This window comes from Paenibacillus sanfengchensis (assembly GCF_036864765.1).
Classification (GTDB): domain Bacteria; phylum Bacillota; class Bacilli; order Paenibacillales; family Paenibacillaceae; genus Fontibacillus; species Fontibacillus sanfengchensis.
Genome location: NZ_JBAGJC010000010.1, coordinates 23,951 through 41,525 on the forward strand (window position 1 = coordinate 23,951; position 17,575 = coordinate 41,525).

13 protein-coding genes are annotated in these 17,575 nt (G+C 50.5%); 6 read left to right on the plus strand and 7 right to left on the minus strand.

Going from position 1 to position 17,575, the window contains the following annotated elements:
• Window positions 1-112: 112 nt before the first annotated feature.
• The 3 genes from V4U84_RS19570 to V4U84_RS19580 all read right to left on the minus strand — a co-directional run bounded on the left by V4U84_RS19570 (window position 113) and on the right by V4U84_RS19580 (window position 2,770).
• Entirely contained in the window at window positions 113-823 is a 711-nt protein-coding gene (locus tag V4U84_RS19570; RefSeq protein ID WP_334075401.1) for a PIG-L family deacetylase, read from the minus strand.
• On the minus strand, window positions 820-1,131 hold the full coding sequence (locus V4U84_RS19575; protein ID WP_334075400.1) for a DUF1806 family protein: 312 nt from the start codon (window positions 1,129-1,131) through the stop codon (window positions 820-822). The genes V4U84_RS19570 and V4U84_RS19575 overlap by 4 nt, the downstream gene beginning before the upstream one ends.
• A gap of 100 nt (window positions 1,132-1,231) precedes the next feature.
• Entirely contained in the window at window positions 1,232-2,770 is a 1,539-nt protein-coding gene (locus V4U84_RS19580; RefSeq protein ID WP_334075399.1) for a hypothetical protein, read from the minus strand.
• Window positions 2,771-2,982: 212 nt separating this feature from the next.
• Between V4U84_RS19580 and V4U84_RS19585 the strand changes: the two genes are divergently transcribed.
• The 4 genes from V4U84_RS19585 to V4U84_RS19600 all read left to right on the plus strand — a co-directional run bounded on the left by V4U84_RS19585 (window position 2,983) and on the right by V4U84_RS19600 (window position 8,191).
• Window positions 2,983-3,738, plus strand: a complete 756-nt coding sequence (locus tag V4U84_RS19585) for a GTP pyrophosphokinase (RefSeq protein ID WP_334075398.1) — start codon at window positions 2,983-2,985, stop codon at window positions 3,736-3,738.
• Window positions 3,739-3,910: 172 nt separating this feature from the next.
• Window positions 3,911-5,602 (plus strand): M14 family metallopeptidase, encoded by a 1,692-nt coding sequence (locus tag V4U84_RS19590; RefSeq protein ID WP_334077790.1) that lies wholly within the window; start codon window positions 3,911-3,913, stop codon window positions 5,600-5,602.
• Window positions 5,603-6,147: 545 nt separating this feature from the next.
• Window positions 6,148-7,491, plus strand: a complete 1,344-nt coding sequence (locus V4U84_RS19595) for a tetratricopeptide repeat protein (RefSeq protein ID WP_334077791.1) — start codon at window positions 6,148-6,150, stop codon at window positions 7,489-7,491.
• 19 nt (window positions 7,492-7,510) lie between these two features.
• On the plus strand, window positions 7,511-8,191 hold the full coding sequence (locus V4U84_RS19600) for a DUF1266 domain-containing protein (protein ID WP_334077792.1): 681 nt from the start codon (window positions 7,511-7,513) through the stop codon (window positions 8,189-8,191).
• 14 nt (window positions 8,192-8,205) lie between these two features.
• Here the strand turns inward: V4U84_RS19600 and V4U84_RS19605 are convergent, their stop codons facing one another.
• Both V4U84_RS19605 and V4U84_RS19610 read right to left on the minus strand, forming a co-directional pair.
• Complete coding sequence (locus V4U84_RS19605) at window positions 8,206-9,564, minus strand: hypothetical protein (RefSeq protein WP_334077793.1); 1,359 nt, start codon at window positions 9,562-9,564, stop codon at window positions 8,206-8,208.
• 61 nt (window positions 9,565-9,625) lie between these two features.
• A complete protein-coding gene (locus V4U84_RS19610) occupies window positions 9,626-11,116 on the minus strand; it encodes a serine hydrolase domain-containing protein (protein WP_334075393.1) in 1,491 nt (496 codons plus the stop codon).
• A gap of 191 nt (window positions 11,117-11,307) precedes the next feature.
• Here V4U84_RS19610 and V4U84_RS19615 point away from each other — a divergent pair, with 191 nt between their 5' ends.
• Window positions 11,308-13,314: a serine hydrolase gene (locus tag V4U84_RS19615; protein ID WP_334075392.1), complete on the plus strand. Its 2,007-nt coding sequence runs from the start codon at window positions 11,308-11,310 to the stop codon at window positions 13,312-13,314.
• A gap of 409 nt (window positions 13,315-13,723) precedes the next feature.
• On the opposite strand, the gene V4U84_RS19620 is transcribed toward V4U84_RS19615, so the two are convergent.
• Both V4U84_RS19620 and V4U84_RS19625 read right to left on the minus strand, forming a co-directional pair.
• Window positions 13,724-14,773 (minus strand): HAMP domain-containing sensor histidine kinase, encoded by a 1,050-nt coding sequence (locus V4U84_RS19620; protein WP_334075391.1) that lies wholly within the window; start codon window positions 14,771-14,773, stop codon window positions 13,724-13,726.
• Window positions 14,770-15,495, minus strand: a complete 726-nt coding sequence (locus tag V4U84_RS19625; protein ID WP_334075390.1) for a response regulator transcription factor — start codon at window positions 15,493-15,495, stop codon at window positions 14,770-14,772. Before V4U84_RS19625 ends, V4U84_RS19620 begins: the two co-directional genes overlap by 4 nt.
• Before the next feature lie 181 nt (window positions 15,496-15,676).
• Here V4U84_RS19625 and V4U84_RS19630 point away from each other — a divergent pair, with 181 nt between their 5' ends.
• Window positions 15,677-17,572, plus strand: a complete 1,896-nt coding sequence (locus V4U84_RS19630; RefSeq protein ID WP_334075389.1) for a serine hydrolase domain-containing protein — start codon at window positions 15,677-15,679, stop codon at window positions 17,570-17,572.
• Window positions 17,573-17,575: the final 3 nt, after the last annotated feature.

Sequence of the window (17,575 nt, forward strand, 5' to 3'; positions counted from 1 at the left end):
CAAAGCTGTAATACAATATCTATTCTAGAAGTGGATTAAATTACCTTTTGATTTTCATAAAAAATCCCCCATCCTCGCCCTAAAGCGAAGTACGGGGGATAAGGGATATCGCCTAAAATGAACGCCGAACTTCGGTGGTGCAGGTCGTATCGGCTTTAATAAAATTCTCGTGCTTGCCGAAATGCGCGACAGCCTCCCGATCCGGAAGCCATACCCATTCATCGATTTCCGATTGGCAGCGGTGCGCGCGAAAGGCCGCCAGTTTGGTCTCCAATTGGGCGGAAACATCGATTTTCACGACATCCGTACGCGTATAACCAAAGAGCTCGGGACGCTCCATCATATCGCCGAAAGAGATAAAGAACAGGCGTTGCTCCAGCCCGGTCCGTCTGCAGGCCGCCGTTGCGGCTTTGCCGATCGCGCAGTGGTCGGGATGGCCTCCCCACTTTGCGTGAAACGTGAGGACCACGTCCGGTTCGATCTCGCGGACCAATTTTTCAATCCGTGCGATGAGCAGCTCCTCATCGATAAATTCGACCGTCTTGTCCCGGATGTCCAGGAATCTCAAGTCGCGAACGCCCAGGATCCGGCACGCTTCCAGCAATTCCTGTTCCCGGGCGGCCGCGATCGTTTCCCGGTTCAGATAAGGCGGGTTGCCCATGCGGCGGCCCATCTCTCCCCGGGTCGCGCTGACGAGCGTGATCTCCGCCCCTTCCCCGGCGTATTTCGCCAGTGTCCCGCCGCAAATAAAGGTTTCGTCGTCCGGATGCGCAAAAACCGCAAGCAGCTTGCCCACCCGGCGTTGCTCTGTGTGGTTTATCATTCCGGAAACGGCTCCCTTCCCAGGTGTAGTGCGGCATGCATCCGGCCGCGATCGTCAAATCCGGCCAGCAGCAGGCGGCCTTGTTCATCGACCTCGTAATGGGTGAGCGCCTCCATGCGCAGCCAACCCTGGCCATCAAACCGAAGAGCAGCGCGGCAGGGATTGTCGCCTGCGATAAAAGCCTCGTCTACGCAGATTTTGAAATTGCGGACAAAGACGTATGATGTCGCCTCGCTGTGAACATAAACAGTGTCTCCGACAAATGCGCGAAGCTCCTTTTGCACCTGTGCCTGGTCTATTTTTTTCATCCTTCAAACCTTCTTTTTTCAGAAATTAAAAATCTCAGCCCCATCATTATAGCAGGATTTCCGGACAGAAGCCGTAATTGGGGGAAAGCCCGAAGCCGCCTTAAAGATCGGTCAAAAATCCTTCCCTCTCCGGGTCGTAAACATTCAACACCTGATAACCTTCATAGCTTTGCACCATCGCCAGCACCCAATAGAGCGTCGGCCCACCCTTAATCTCATCCTTCATATAATAGATCCCGCTGTCCTCAAAACCGCCGAATTGAACAAGCTCCTTAAAGAGCTTTACCGTTTCCGGCTCCAATTGCAGTCCGGGCAATTCGCTAAGCTTCAATTCGTTCAAATCCTTGTTCAAAGCGGCGTAGCGGGAATATAATTCTTCCTGCATCCCCGGCACATCGATATCCGGGCCCATCACTGTAAACTTGAGCAAAGTTTCCGTAAATACCGATTCATCCAGGAGGGCGTCGGAATAGATGGCCTTGACAGCCTCTCTTCTCATCCGGCTTTCCTTATCTATCTGCTCGGAAGATACGCCACTGCTTGACTCTTTCGGCGTAGCCGCACCGATATTGTCTTCCTCCGTCGACAACCCCAAGGTTTTGATCGTTTTGGCGATTTCCGCATCCCAATTGGGAATTTCCGTATACATCACTTTCCCCGTTTCCTGGTCGGCTTCGGTTTTGGGAGAGAAATCATAAAACTTCCCGCCGTTAAAAAGGTGAATGACGTTGGAGTCCGGATCTTTCACCACTTTATGGCCTTCGATGGTCATTTCCTCACCGTACACTTCCTTCGCCAGTTCGTTCAGCGGTGTCCATTGTTCAAACCGTGCCGAATCATTGCTGATCTGCAGGGACTGTCCCTCCGCAGCAAAGTTTTGTGGCTGATCATCATGATGATAGCTGACCATGATCCAATAAGGTTCTTTTCCGTCGTTCACAAAATAGGATGGAACCTTGTACCGGCTCAAATCCAACTGGAAGTATTTCTTATACTCCGAGTCCGCCGTCATTCCCCGGGCAATTTTGATAAGTTCCTCCACGGAATAGGTGCGACCCGAAAAATTCATAACATAGGAGACTGAATCGAGGTCATAAATAAAATCTCCGTCTATGTAAACCAGCTGCGCCTTTCCCGAATCCGGTCCGACCAAATACTCTTTACCGTCTACCGTTTGTACCTTAAACCCCTCATCCTTAAACTGTTTATAGGTTTTCCCGTCATTAGGGACGACCCGGATGTTCAAGGGAGTTCCCTCCGATTTTCCTTGTCCGCCGCTTCGGTCTTCCAGTCTCAACTGCAAAGAGATCTTTTGGTCGATCCATGTTGCCGTGGAAACCGGAGAATTGCGGAAGCCTTTCTCCAGACTGGGCAATTTGATCTTCTCCAGGCTTTTGTTAAGAAGCTCCGCCTGATAATGCACCGCATTCTTCACGTACAGCAAGTCCTTGGCACTGAATTCCTGTCCTTGAACAGCTTGGTCAACCTGCCCGGCTTGCCCGCTTTGCCCCTTCGCTCCGGTCTCTTGCCGTTGCTCGGCGTCCGCTTTCGCCCGCTCCTCGGCTGCGGACTTGCCGCAACCCGCCATGACCGCCGCCGCCAGCAGCATAACACTTATCGTCTTCAGCTGTTGTTTCATGTTGCCCCTCCTGATGTTTCATTCACTTGATATGTCATTTGCACTAGATTATTATAGCAATCCAGAGACTTTAATCCTATCAAATTCTCAGGATAATGCGCGAATGCATGGCCCCTAACCCCCGTTTCTGGAAGCAAGCCGGCAACCTAAGGTATAATGAAAGTATGAAAGATTCAAACAACAAGACAACTTATGTACGAAGGACGGTATCTATGATTGATCATTCCAATCCTAATCCACTGGAACAAGTGAAAACCATTCAAAAGAAGCTGACCCGGTTCTTGATGATGTATAAATTCGCGCTTCACGAAGTGGAGACGAAGATCGAAATTCTGCAGGAGGAATTCCAACTGCTGCATGACTACAACCCGATCGAGCATACCAAGTCAAGGCTGAAGTCGCCCGAAAGCATCATGAAAAAGCTGTACCGCAAGGGCGGAATCCAGTCCCTGGAGGATATCAAACACACGATTCACGACATCGCCGGTATCCGGATCACCTGTTCCTTTATCTCGGATATTTACCGGATCAGTCGGATGCTTCAGGCGCAAAAAGACTTGAACATCATTGCGATCAAGGATTACATCAAAAATCCGAAGCCCAATGGTTACAAAAGCCTGCATATGCTGGTGGAAGTGCCGGTCTTCATGTCAGACCGGGAGGAACTCGTCTGCGTGGAAATTCAGATCCGGACGATCGCCATGGATTTTTGGGCCAGCCTGGAGCATAAAATCTTCTACAAGTACAATGAATCCGTGCCGGAACGCCTGCTCGCGGATTTAAAAACAGCGGCGGACACCGCCTACGAGTTGGACACGAAGATGGAGCAGTTGCACCATGAAATGGAAGAGATCAAGCTCGCTCATCAAAATGCCGGCGAGGGTGAATTTCAACTGCTGTTCGACAATCAGAAGCTAAAAATTCCCGATAACCTGCTTCAGTTGCTGTCAGGTGACGAAAAGGAATGAGAAAAGAGCCGCTCTCCAGGGCTGGATATAGTCCTGGAGGATGGCTATTTTTCGCCTATGTCTATTTTCCTATTTTCTATGAAAAATGAATTGACGAAGTCACTAGATTCCCTTTATACTTCCCTAAAGTTATTTCATATTTATACATAGAATAGGGGAGAGCACCGTCATCATGAGACCCACCAAGGCTAAGAAGATCCTAGAAAAATGCGTTTTTACGTTCCTGAGTTTCTTGCTTTTACTTCCTCTATTTATCATCCCCTCGTCAGCCCATGCTTCCACCGGCATCGTAAACCCCAATCAGGTTTATTCCTACAAGGTGATGCAGCGGGATATCGATCGGCTGGCCGAGGTCTATCCCGACCTCATTTCCTACCAATCTCTCGGTAAAACAAAATATGGCCGCGATTTGTGGGCGGTTAAACTGGGGCGCGGCGAATCCGTCCTTTTTCTGAACGGTTCGCATCACGCCAGGGAATGGATGACCACCTCGCTGCTGATGAAAATGATAGAGACCTACGCTCTGGCCTACACCGCCAATACCCCGATCTCCAATTATGAAGTGCGCAGCTTGCTCGACAGCGTGACGATTTGGATCGTCCCTATGGTAAATCCGGACGGCGTCACCCTTGCTCAACAGGGAACGGCCGGATTGCCGGCCAATCTGGCCAACACCTTGCACCGATATAACGGCAACAGCAGCCATTTCGCACGTTGGAAAGCCACGATGGAAGGGATCGACCTGAACCGCCAGTACCCGGCCGGCTGGAGCACGATCCGCAATGCAGGAGCGTATCCCTGGTATCAGAACTATAAAGGAAAACAACCGGCGCAAGCTGCGGAAGTGCAGATGATGATGGCTTTTACCAAACAAATTGATCCGGAAATCACGATCTCCTATCACAGCTCGGGTGAAATTATATTCTGGCATTACCGGACGCCAAGCCAAAACGTCGCCCGCGACCAATCGATCGCCACCGTACTCGCCAATCTAACCGGATATTCCCTGGTGAAGCCGGAGAAAAATCCGTCGGGTGGAGGCTATAAGGACTGGTTTGTCCAAACCTTTGGCCGTCCGGGCTTTACGATTGAGATCGCCGATTATGTCGGAGAACGAAGCGTTCCGCTGAGCAAATTCGGCGGAATCTGGTCCGAAAACCGGCTGGTGGGTCTCTACACGGCCAAGAAATCCTACGACCTTTGGCTCGGGAAGCAAAAGGTCCAGTACGTCGAGGAGCCGATGGACCTGCTAGCGGGCACGCCGTTGTACCCTAACATCGGCGGCGCCGCAACCGCCACCGCTTCCCTCGCGCCGCAGAAGCTCACCATCACCGCCCGCAAAGGGGACTGGGTTCAGGTAAGCGCGGCCGAAGGAACCGGCTGGATTCACCCCTCGCCGGGGATGCTGACGGTCGTCGAACCGATCGATGCTTCCGCCCATGTGCCGGAGGTTATCCGGACCTACCGCTATCCGGATGCCTTTGCCCCCAAAGGCCCGGCGGTATCGCCGCAAACGATTCAAGTTACCGGTCAATCGGGCGAGTGGCTGCAAATCGCGGCGGAAACGGGCCCGCTTTGGATCCGTGGCCAGGGCTTGGAGTTGAAGGCACCGCTTCAAAATTCGGAGCCGGAGTCTAGGCCCGCTCCCGCGCCGGAGAATCAGGCCCCTGCGGGGGGGACCCCACCCGAGAATCAGGCTCCTGCGGAGCCTACAACCGAGAATCAGGTTCCCGCGGAGCCTACACCGGTCCAGCCGCCTTCTCCGGCGGATTCAACGCCGGAAAAAGCGCCGGATCACGCACCGCAACCCCCGCAGGAACCGGTCCGGGGCGTAGTGACAGTCGAGGGGGAAATCGTTCAGTAGATGAAGCAGCCGGTCAATTCAATCTGTTGACGGCTTGCTCCAAAATGACAAAAATAGCGGCTATGGCTTCCGTTACAAGCAGGAGGTCAGTCGGGAATCATGAATCGTCCCTTCCACTTTCTACTCTAACGGACATCATAGCCGCTATTTTGCGAAAAATCGCTTCCTTCCTATTCTAACGGAAATATGAGCGCCTATTTGCTCCCTTTACCTCGAAAGCGGCCTCATTTTGCCGAAATAGCAGCTATGGCTTCCGTTAGAATTCCGATCCGCTCCGAAATGCCAAAATAGCGGCTATAGTTTCCGTTAGAACCAGGAGGTCAGGCGGGAATCGTGAACCGTCCCTTCCACTTCTGCTCTAACGGACATCATAGGCGTTTAAGGCCCTTATTCACTTGCCAGGCCCGATTCACGGGAGCATTTCCTGTGAATCGAGCCTGGTTTATTTTTACTCCCATAGAAGGAGGAACCAATAAAGTTGTCGAATTATGGCATACAGGCGTGGGTTTAGCCCGCAACTACGAGACAGGAGGACTACAAACTTCATGAACTTTTGGCAAACCCTCGGGATTGAGCCCACCGGGGACAAATCCGCGATAAAACGGGCATACGCGAAGCTTTTGAAAATTCATCATCCGGAAGATGACCCGCAGGGCTATCAAAAACTTAGAGAGGCTTTCGACCGGGCCATGAAAATAGCCATCGAAGAGGAAGAGGAAAATGAAGCTGACTATCAATGTAATGATGGTACTGACACTGATATTGATGTTGTTGCCGACGACATAAACCAGGGAATTAGATATAGAAGTACATACCGGTGGACAGATGTGGCGCCGCATCAGGTGTTGAACGAAGTTCAGCTATTTTTTCAGAAAATGAAGGAGTTGTATTACGATTTCGCGCGTCGGATCGATCCTCAAGAATGGAACGCTTTGATGGCGGATGATTTTTTGTGGAAAGTCGAATATCATGAAGAACGCTTGAATGCGCTGATCTTATTTTTGGAGAAGCATCAAAACTTACCGCATGAGGTATGGCAAATTCTCGATAAATGCTTTCGGCTGGTTGAAGACAAGGAATATTTGTTTGAGATTTATGACGAACCGACGGTTAAGTTCATAATCAGGCAAATTTACGGGGCGACAACGCTTGGTTACGATTGCTTTGTCAACAGGGAGCTTCATTTCGATATCGAACATTATCTTACGCTGAGGCAACGAGCCCAATCGATGTTAATGGAAGATCAACTGGAGGAAGCCGCGGACGTCCTGGCCGAGGCCCATCAAATGTTTCAGGATGATCCGGATTTGCAGTTGATGAGGGCTAAATATTTTCGGAGAGTCGGCAATAAGGAAGAGGCCCTCACCAGCCTGGATGATCTTCTTACGCTAAAGCCGGAAGATTATGAGGCTCATTTGCTGCGGGCACAGATTTATTACGAAGAACAGCAGTACGAGGAGGCGATCCGGGAGTGCGAATCGCTTCGGGAATATCATGGTCTGGATATAGATATTTGGAGCGTATCCCTTGGTTCCAAGCTGGCATTGGGACTCGTCGAGGAAATCTGGAGGGAAAATGCGGAGACTAAAGTAAACTCCAAAGATTATGTTCATTTCCTTTTTGATGTTTCTCTTGGGCAAAGTTTGCATAATAAGCATCTCTTCACTCAAAAATATAATCCCTATTACAAGCTGTCGAAAAAAAGCGATTTTAAATTCTTTTGCATTACCTACGGCGTCATCTTCCTTCGATTAAGCTGGCTGTATCTCATCGTTTTTTGGGCCGTCCAACTTCTGTTCCATCCGCCGGGATTCATGATCTTACTCTATTTCATACTTGGCCTGAGCGCTTGGAAGACTTTGCGAACGCTCAAGTTGTTTTGTACCTGACAAGGAGGATTCGGCAAGCATGTTAAAACACTATAGTTTCAGGAAACGCAAGCGGCTGGCGTTGTATTTTCGCTGTATTTCCGCCTGCAGCGAGGAATGGATGCTCAATAACTATTATGTGGCCTACGAATTCGGGATCATTGATCGCTATATTCGCAAAGGTCTGATCAAGCACACGTTGAAGCAATGGGGAATTACGAACGCCTCCGAATTAAAGAAAAAAATCGACTGGCTGCTTCAGGACGGAATCCGGGCCGAGTACAACCGCAAACATGCCTGTTTGGCTGCGCTGACGGAACAAGGAAGAAGCCGGTTTCTTGACTCTATGAAAGATGAGGCGGATTTTGAAAAATGGGGGGTCGTGCATAAATGCCTGCACCAACTTCCTTCCGGAAATGCCGTGGCGTATGATGGAGCTTGGGCCATCCTTCTGGCCCGTGCCGGATTGGCTTTAAAATTTTTGACGAAGAATGAAGCGTGGGAGATCAAGCTGAAAGCTGCCGATATGCTGCAAAAAAACTATCGAAGCTGGAACGAATTTAATGTGGGTTATTTGTGCGGGGATCATTTTTCCAAAACAAAGCCGGGCATAGCTGCCAGATATACGTTTTTGCCCCTCCATAATCTGATGTCTCACAGTTCCGTACTGTATAAGAAGGCGTTGTGGAATATCGATCTGCTTCCGGATAAGGCCGGATAAAAACCGGCCCTTCCCTACTCTACCTTTGTTCTGCGCACAAGGGCGAAATCTTTACCCGCCAGCACTTCGCCGATCAGCGAGTCCTCACTTTCCATAACATATTCGTTGTAATAGTTCACGGCCAGGCTTCCGTCTTCAAATTTTTCTACAATAAGGAGGTCATCCGTAGGCTGGGGAACCAGGCTTTTAGCGATTTTCACCGCTATCGCATCGTTCCCGTACTTCTTCTCGCCCTGTTGCCCGGGTTTGGCATAATCGATCCGATAGATGCGGTCATTCAGCAAACGGTATTCGTAACTCCCCTTCTCTCTGCGGTCCAATTCCTTAAAGTCGGCCGTGCGAAAAGGATCGTCCTCGTCCATCGCTACGGCTGAATAGATAAAGTCCGTTTTGTCGGCAAAATCAACGTCTTCCACCAGTGAAGCCAGGCTGATTCCCTGATCGGCCGCAATAAAGCTATAGCGGTTTCCATGAAAATCCACTCGCTCCAGTTCGGTGGACGGTGACTGCTTTTTCCTAAAAGTGATGTAGTCCTCGCTTTGCGTTCTGACTGAAATATTGCAATAATTGTATACCGGCCCGTAAAGGACGGGATCGATATTTTCGCCGTGGTCATCCGCTTGTCTGAAAATATCCTGCATCTTGTCGTCCATGAATTTGTGTTCTTTATTTACGTACACCTGAATCTCACTTTCGCCGTTGCCGAAGATCTCGACCATTTTGTCCAAAAACGCTTTGCTTTGCTCCGCATGTTTGCGGCTGTTCTTTTCTTCCCCTTTGAAAAAGATCTCCAGTTGAATGCTGTAATCCTGATCTTTCAAAAACTTCGCGATATCCCCTTCATATTTTTGCGAGAGCGTAAAATAACTGTTATGCCGGTCGCCGGAATTGTAATGGCTGAAATAATGGGAGATCCAGAAGTACCCCAATTTCTCCCCCTCGCCGATCAGGCTGGACAAGTCAAATTTTCGGATATGGTATTGTTTGGAGACGCCGTATATTCTTATAATATGTTCCTCAATACCGCGTTTGATTTCCGCGGCCTGATAGTTATCGGCAATGAGCCGGTCGGTTTGGCCGGTGAGTTGCCCCCAATTTGTACTGACCAGCACATTAAAAACCTCGCCATTTTGTGCCATACGAACTACACCCTCATTAGGAACTTTCCGTTTAAAACTGGGAATAGGCCCGTTTGGCGAGGAAGCCAGCGCTACTTCAATGACTTCGGCGTCCGTCATCCCGTACTTTTCCTTCACATAATTTATGGCCAACCGGCTGATTTCATTTTCTTTGGCTTTTCTCTTGTCTGCGGATGTCGAACATCCCGAAAACAATAAGCCGATAATACATATCATAACCGTTAACTTCTTCATCCTTTCCCCTCCCCATGCAACAAACGCATAAGGAGATATTATTACAATAACGCAATTAGCACTAGATCCTAATGTCCCTTTTCAAGTTTCCGATAAACAGGACCAACTTAACCACACCGATGCCTAGTGCGAGGATGCATAACAGAAAGACGAGATGGCCAATCCCCGGTAACCAGGAGAACAGCACGCGCCATGGGGCTACAAAACAGCCCGCTCTGAAAAGCAGCGTAACGGGAACTGCGAAATTAAACATTAGGAGAAACAGGACAGACGACAAGTTTCGCAGCGGAGTACGCGTAATACTAACTTTCCGTTTGAATAGGCGCATGATGGATATCCCCAGCAGTACAGCCACGGCTAGACCGACAAGATCAATGACGATGTATGTCGCCATAACATTTCCTACATCTGTCTGCGGTTGGCGGCCGTGTAAAATATCACGAATCCCGTCCGTAATCATTTCGAATTTGCCGCCGCGGACCAGATAATCATGCGCGTTAATCAATACGATGATCCCTGTGTCGCCGTCCAGCACCATCGAAGAGTGAAAGTTCTCGACATCGCCCTGATGCCTGACTACCCCATCGGCAATTTCCCATCCCATTCCATAATATCCGTCAATCGTAGGGTCGGGAACCGCTGGTTCATGCATGCGACGGATGCTCTCGGTGGAAGCAACTGAGCTATCACCGAATTTTCCATCATTCAGCTGTGCCATGAGATAATGGGCCATATCATCCGCACTGGAAATCAGGTAGGCGGAGGCAAGCATGGAAGGGTTGTCCGGCTGCTCTGTGGGGAACATGTACCCAAAAAAGGATTGGTAACCTTGCGCTAGACCATGCTTCTTGGCCGCTAACGTTGAAGTGAAACTGTTCTTCATATCAAGGGGTTCGAAGATATTCTTCCGGACGTAATCCGCATAGGACATCCCCGAGACACTCTGGACAATCCCGCCCAATATATCGTAATTGGCATTGGAGTATTGATATTTTGTCCCTACCGGCTCACTTAGAGGGGTATCTTTAAAACCCTGGATCAGTTTTTCAATGGTTGGCTCGGTGCCGACAAAACCAATCCGCCCGGTATAAGTAGACAACCCGCTGTTATTATTTAGCAAATGCTTGACCAGAATTGTACCGGACGCCTTGCGGTCGGCCAATTCAAATTGAGGCAAATAGTCCCGAACCGGCGCTTCCAAGTCCACTTTCCCCTGTTCTGCCAACTGCATGATGGCCAGAGCCGTAAACGACTTGGAACTTGAGCCTAAAATAAAGGGAGTTTGCGCGGTAACAGGCTGCCCCTGCGGGCCTGCGACGCCATATCCCTTCAAATAAAGGGGCTGATCCCCCCTGACTATACCTATGGCTACCCCGGGGAGCTGGAGCTTGTCCATCATCGTCTCGACAAATTTATCGATTTGGGTTGTCTCCTCCGCGGAGGCTTGGAACCCTCCAGTTGCTTGTACTTTAGCGTTAGGCCCAAAGATATTGACGATCCCAAAGATTAGAATCATGATGACCGGAAAAACTCTTGATCGGTTCGATTTCATCCTTTTATCCTCTTCTCATTGACAAATTACTTTAAGCATATCAAATGAGAAATTCCCCCAGTCTTACATTTACCTTAAGATCGACGCGAATTTGTTAAAAGTCAGCCAAAAGGTGTTACACTAATGCCGATTGAACGCGCGGATTAAATCAAGTTCGCTACAAGAAATCGTCAAAACAGGAGGTCATCGCATTGTTTTTATTTAAATCCAAACCTCGGAAAATGATCCCGCTCTTAATGTGCGGGTTGCTCATCGCATCCGCGGCTCTTCAGCCGAAAGTATCCGCCTCGGCCACGGAGCGCCAAGCTGCCGTGCCATTGGAAGCTAAACAAGTGGAGGCTTTTGTGGACGAGTTCTTTAATCAGCCTCAAAACAAAGAGCAGTTAACAGGCGCAGCGGTCGTTCTCGTCAAGGGAGACCGGGTTCTGTTTCAAAAAGGCTACGGTTATGCCGACCTCAAAAGCAAAAAGCCGGTAGATGCGGAGAACTCCGTCTTTCGGATCGCCTCGATCTCCAAATTGTTCACGGCAACAGCCGTCATGCAGCTCGTTGAACAGGGGAAAATAAATTTGCAGGGAGATGTCCAAGCTTATTTGGGCGATTTGAAAATTCCCAACAAAACCGATAAAACGCTCACGATGGAGCATTTGTTGACGCATACTACCGGATTTGATTATACGGATAGTCCGAATCTTTCCGAAAAAGAGGTTCCGAACAACCAGTTTATCAAGCAACAGGTACCGACGATTGTCCGCGATCCGGGTGAAGCTTACCGGTATGACAATTACGCCTTTAATCTACAGGGGTATATCGTGGAGCGGCTGTCCGGTGTTCCCTTTAGTCAATATGTGCAAAAACATATCCTGGAACCGCTTGGCATGGAGAGCAGCAGCTTCCAAATGACGTCCGAACTGCGGGAGCATCTGGCTACCCCTTACACGGCGAAGAAGGAGCCGATCCCCGAATACCTTTCCTACCCGGCCGAGGCGCCGGACGGTGGGATGTTCTCTACAGGGGGAGATATGGCCAAATTCATGATCGCCCAGCTCAATGGCGGACAACTGGCGGACGCCCGAATTTTAAGCAAAGAATCGGTGAAGAACATGCAGCAAATCCATCATCGGATTCACCCGCAGATCCCCGGCACGGCTTACGGGTTTGAAACCTTTTACAGCAACAACTATAATGGTCAGTCGGTCATCGGCAAAGGCGGGGATTTGTCGGGTTACCACTCCTGGATGTGGCTTATGCCCGAACAGAAAGTAGGCGGTTTTATCGTTGTTAACGGTGACGGCACGAATTTGCGCGAAAACTTTTTCGCAGCCTTCATGGATCATTTCTATCCCGAAACGCCGAAACAGAAATCGTACCTTAACACGTCCAAAACGGAGCTCAGCCAACTGACGGGGGTTTATCAAGATCTAAGAATCCCCTTTTGGGTATTTCAAGTTACGGTGACCGACGACGGACAACTGACCATCGTGGATCCCTATGGATCGCATACCCTCCGGGAAATCGAGCCGATGTTGTTTGAGGATGAACAAGGGATTAAGGCCGCTATTAAAGTGAATTCAAACGGAACTCAATATTTGTACTATAACAAAGTAGATAGTTGGGCGAAAAAAGCCTCCGAGCCTAAAGAATATACGGATGTTAGTAAGCAGCATCCCTATGCGCCATGGATTTATGGAGCGGATCAACTCGGATTTTTAAACCCTGCGGCGGATGGCGCTTTTCACCCTGAGCAAGAAATGACCCGGGCCGAGTTTATTGCGGAACTTATGCGCATGACAGGATTGGCCCCGGCAAAAACAACAACGCTAACGGGTGATGCGGGAGATGCTCCTTATTTGGGGTTTGTGCAAAGAGCCATGGACCTTGGGTTTGTTCAAGGAAACGCGAAAAGCAAACAGGTTTACGATACTGGTCAAATCATTTCACGGCAGGAAGCCGCGGTCCTGATTTGGAGAGCCGCGATGACAGCCGGCGTGAATACGTCGAATTCCCCGGGCATTCAATTGCTTGGGGAGACGGACCCTTGGGCCGTGGATGCGGTGCAGTATATTGTGAATCATGGCATGTACGGGCCGGAAATCACCAAGGACTCCGCCGGCATCGACTATCGGTCCAAGCAACCCCTGCTGCGGCAGGAAGCCGCCGTTTTGTTAAACCTTTTTTGCAAAAAACTGACCCTTTAAATAATCTTATTCCCGACTGAACAGCACAAAAGAGCCCGGTACCCCAAGTGGGTAACAGGCTCTTTTGTGTTGGGTGCCGGGTGTTGGGTGCCGGGCCTCGGCTTCCGATCGCAAGAACGTAGTGCCCCATCAGACAACTTGATAACAGAGAATTCCTGCAGATTTGCATCTTTTTTCGTATCCCCTCGTGAATCGGCTTAAATACCTGCAGATTTGCATCTTTTTGGAGTTGGAAGTGTGTTGGAAAGTGCGCTAGGCACCTTGATCGCCGTGGGCTAGAAACGATTTGGATGTCTGTGGATGTGAGACTGCGTACTTATCGACTGCGTATATCGAGCACCTCGCTCCAAATCATAGTTGAAGCAGCGACGTATGCTCATTTTCCCCCACTACGATGTCTGATGAGGCACTAGCGGCGGTACAGCACAAGTTCAAATGAGGTTTGTCCGTTCCCGTTGTCCAGACGCAGCTCGCCGCCATGCCGCTCCATAATTTGCTTGGTAATCGACAAACCGAGCCCGGTTCCCCCATCCCCTTTCCGGGTTGAATCTCCCCGCACAAACGGTTCAAAGATGACGGCTTTCAAGGCATCGGAAATCCCGACTCCGTTATCGATCACCTCAAGCCTTACCATAGCTCCGAAATCCGTTAGGCGTACGGTCATTTCCGTACCCGGCGGATTATAGCGGAGCGCATTGGATAACAGATTGGAAACCGCTCTCCGCAGCAACCCGGCATTATACGCCACCGTGACCTGAACGGCGGGAATGTCCAGGTTTAACACAAATTTGCGTTCCTCAAATTGATCATAATAATCGGCCACGGTCTCCCTCAACAGTTCGGCCAGATCGCCCGGGGCGGCGCGCAGCGGAAAATCGGGGCTATCCAGCTTGGACAACTCAAAGATGTCATCGATCATCGATGCGACCTGGATGGATTTGTTGTAAATCAATTGCAAAGCCTTCATCCGGTCCGTCTCATCGTCTATCATTTCAAGCTGAAGCGCTTTGGCATAACCCAGAATAGAGGTGACGGGCGTCTTCAAATCATGGGAGAGATCGACAAGCATCCGGCGCTTGCTCTCCTGCAGATGGCGGTTCTCCGCCTCCGCCTGCTGCAAGGACTCGGCCAACGCATTAAAATACCTCTCCACCCGCGCAAACTCGTCCGTTGCCTGAATATCCAGCCGTTCCTCAAACCGCCCTTGCCGCATCTCCCCCATCGCTCCCGCGATTTGCTCCAACGGTCCGGTGATCCGCTTAGCCGTCCACAAGCTGTAGACCGCAACATTGGCGCCGAACAATAGCAGCAAGAACAGCAACCCGGACAAGCGAAGCTCGACGGTTTCCCGCTCCATATCCATCGCGAAGCCCAGGAACACAAGGAGGGTCACAACTAAAGTACAGGCGGAAAAAATATGGCTCTTCACCAATCGGCGGTACAGTGTGTTTTTCTTCATGAGAACTCCTCTTTCCTGGCGAACTTGTAGCCCAAGCCGCGAATCGTTCGGATATAGACCGGTTGCCGGGGATTGTCCTCAATCTTCTCCCGCAGCCGGGAGATATGTACCATGATCGTATTGGCGTCTTCATAATAATAGTCCGACCAAGCCTGCTCAAACAGCTGTTTTTTCGTAAAAACCCGGCCCGGAGCATCCATAAATGTCTTCAGCAGCTTATATTCAATGGCGGTTAACTGAATTTCCTCCTCCTGCTTATACAGAACACAGTTCCGGTTGCACAGCCTCAGTTCTCCGATGACCACAGACTCCGACTGGATCTCCTCGATCAGGGAATCCGTCGGCGGCTCATTGAACTCATAGGTCCGTCTGAGCATGGCTTGTACTCGGGCTACCGCTTCCAGCGGATTAAAAGGCTTCGCCAAGAAGTCATCGGCTCCCAATTGCAGGCCGAGAATTTTATCGCTGTCCTGATTTTTCGCCGAGATCATAATCACCGGAAGCTTATATTCCGTGCGCAACTGCTTGAGCAGTTGAATGCCGTCGAGTCCGGGCATCATGATGTCAATGACCGCCAGATCAATCCTGCGCTCCCGGATACATGTCCACGCCTGCGCGCCATTATAAGCTTCTATAACAACCAGATCTTCCTTCTCCAAAAAAAGCTTCAGCAGCGCAACAATATCCGGATCATCATCCGCCAGCAGTATGGTCTTTTGCATGAAATCACGCTCCCCTATCATCTCATCGACATTTTTCGTCCGTTCCTTTAGTTTAGCACTTTCCGCCCGAATTTCCGGTATTTTTAAGACGGATTTAAGATTTTCGAAAGTTCAGCGAAAGAGCGCGGCTGTATTCTGGAACATATATTTTCGATTCCAATACCGCTGGAGGTTTTTCCATATGAAAAAAACAATCACTATACTGCTGCTTCTCCCTCTTTTCTTCAATATGTTCTATTTTGTTCCGTCCGCCCAGGCGGCCGGCTCGTCCGATTTCTCCATCACAGCGGAGCGGCTGGAACAACTCCTTGATCCTATGATGGATGAGGAAACCAGCAAGGGGTATATCCATGGGACGGCGGTAGTCGTAACCCAAGGAGAACGCATTTTGTTCAGCAAGGGATATGGCTATGCCGATGTGGACAACAAGCGGTCTGTTGATCCCGCGCAAACGATCATGCGGGTTGGCTCGATTACGAAAACGGTGACCGCCACCGCCGCCATGCAATTGGTCGAGCAAGGGAAGCTGACCCTTCACGACGACCTGAACCGGTTTCTGGTCGGCTACAACGTGCCGGTTTTCGGAAAAAAACCGATAACGCTGCACCACCTGCTAACGCATACCGCCGGATTGGATGAAGCGGTTTACGAAATCACCTCGCTCTCCAGATCGAACCATCTGTCGGCGGAACAATTTTTGAGTAAATACTTCCGCGACCATCCCCCCGTGCGGGAGCCCGGGGAACAATACGCCTACAGCAACGCCGGACTCGGACTGGTAGGGAATTTGATCGAACAGAACTCGGGCGCCGACCTTAATACTTATATGTCCAAGCATTTATTTACGCCGCTGGATATGCCCAGCGCAAATCTGACGGTACCCGAAAATAACCCGAACATGGCCAAATCGTACAATTATACAAGCGGTCATTATGAGGAAGTCCCCTACACTTTCCTGAGTATACCGGGGGCCGGCGGCCTCAGTGCCACGCCGAATGAGTTTGCCCATTTTATGATCGCCCAGTTGAATGGCGGACAATATCAAGGCACGTCGATTTTGGAGCCTTCCACCATTGAAACGATGCATGAGCAGCAGTTCGCCGAACATCCGGATTTGCCCGGGATGGGCTACGGTTTTTACCGGGGACGCTTGGCCGGCGGGATCGAGACCCTGTCTCACACCGGAGACGTAGAAGGCTTTAACGCCAGAATGCTGCTGATCCCCGCGAAGCGGATTGGCGTCCTGGTAGTCAGCAATGCGGTTATCGAAGGATCCACGCAAATGAATCAAAAAATCGAGGATGCCATTACCGGACTGATCGCCGGACCGGAGAAAATGGGCAAAGCGCTGTCATATTCCCGGGAGCAATTGCAGCAGTATGAGCGTACTTACTCCTTCTCGGGCGCGCCGAAGCGGGGATGGGGCAAATGGCTTTATTTTCTCGGAGGCAAAGATTTTGAGGTCAAAGCGGCCGAAGGCCGGCTTATCCTGACGGGCGTGTTCCCGGATGGGAGCGGCGAGCGTAAAGAGCTAAGCTATGTGCCGATCGCGGAAGGCCTATTTCAAGAGGAAGGGGGCGGCGGAAAGCTATGGTTTGAACAGGGCGATCACGGATGGCAAATGACCCTCGCACAGGAAACGACACTGGCGGAACAGCCCGGATTCCTGCACCGTCCCGTGTTCTTGCTTGGCATATACGCCGGCTCGGGATTGCTGCTCATCGCCCTGCTGGCCATCTGGCTTGTGCGTTACGTCGTCCGCTTATTCCGGAGAACAAAGAAGCCCATTTCCTTGCACATTACCGCTATCACGCTGCTGATGTCCATTTTTCTGGTCGTGCAATTGGTATATGGCAACACCGAAATTACGTACGGATATCCGGGCTGGTTTGCCTGGGGCATCTCCTCCCTGCCGCTGGCAGCCGTGATGATCGCCGTTCACTTGCTATGGCGGGACGGCATCCGGTCCGGCAAGAAAACCTCCGCTGCGCTCGGCAGATGTGCGTTTGCCGCAGGATGCATCGCCTATACCGCGTTCCTGTTCTATTGGAATATGCTGTCCATTCATGCCTGGTAGGGT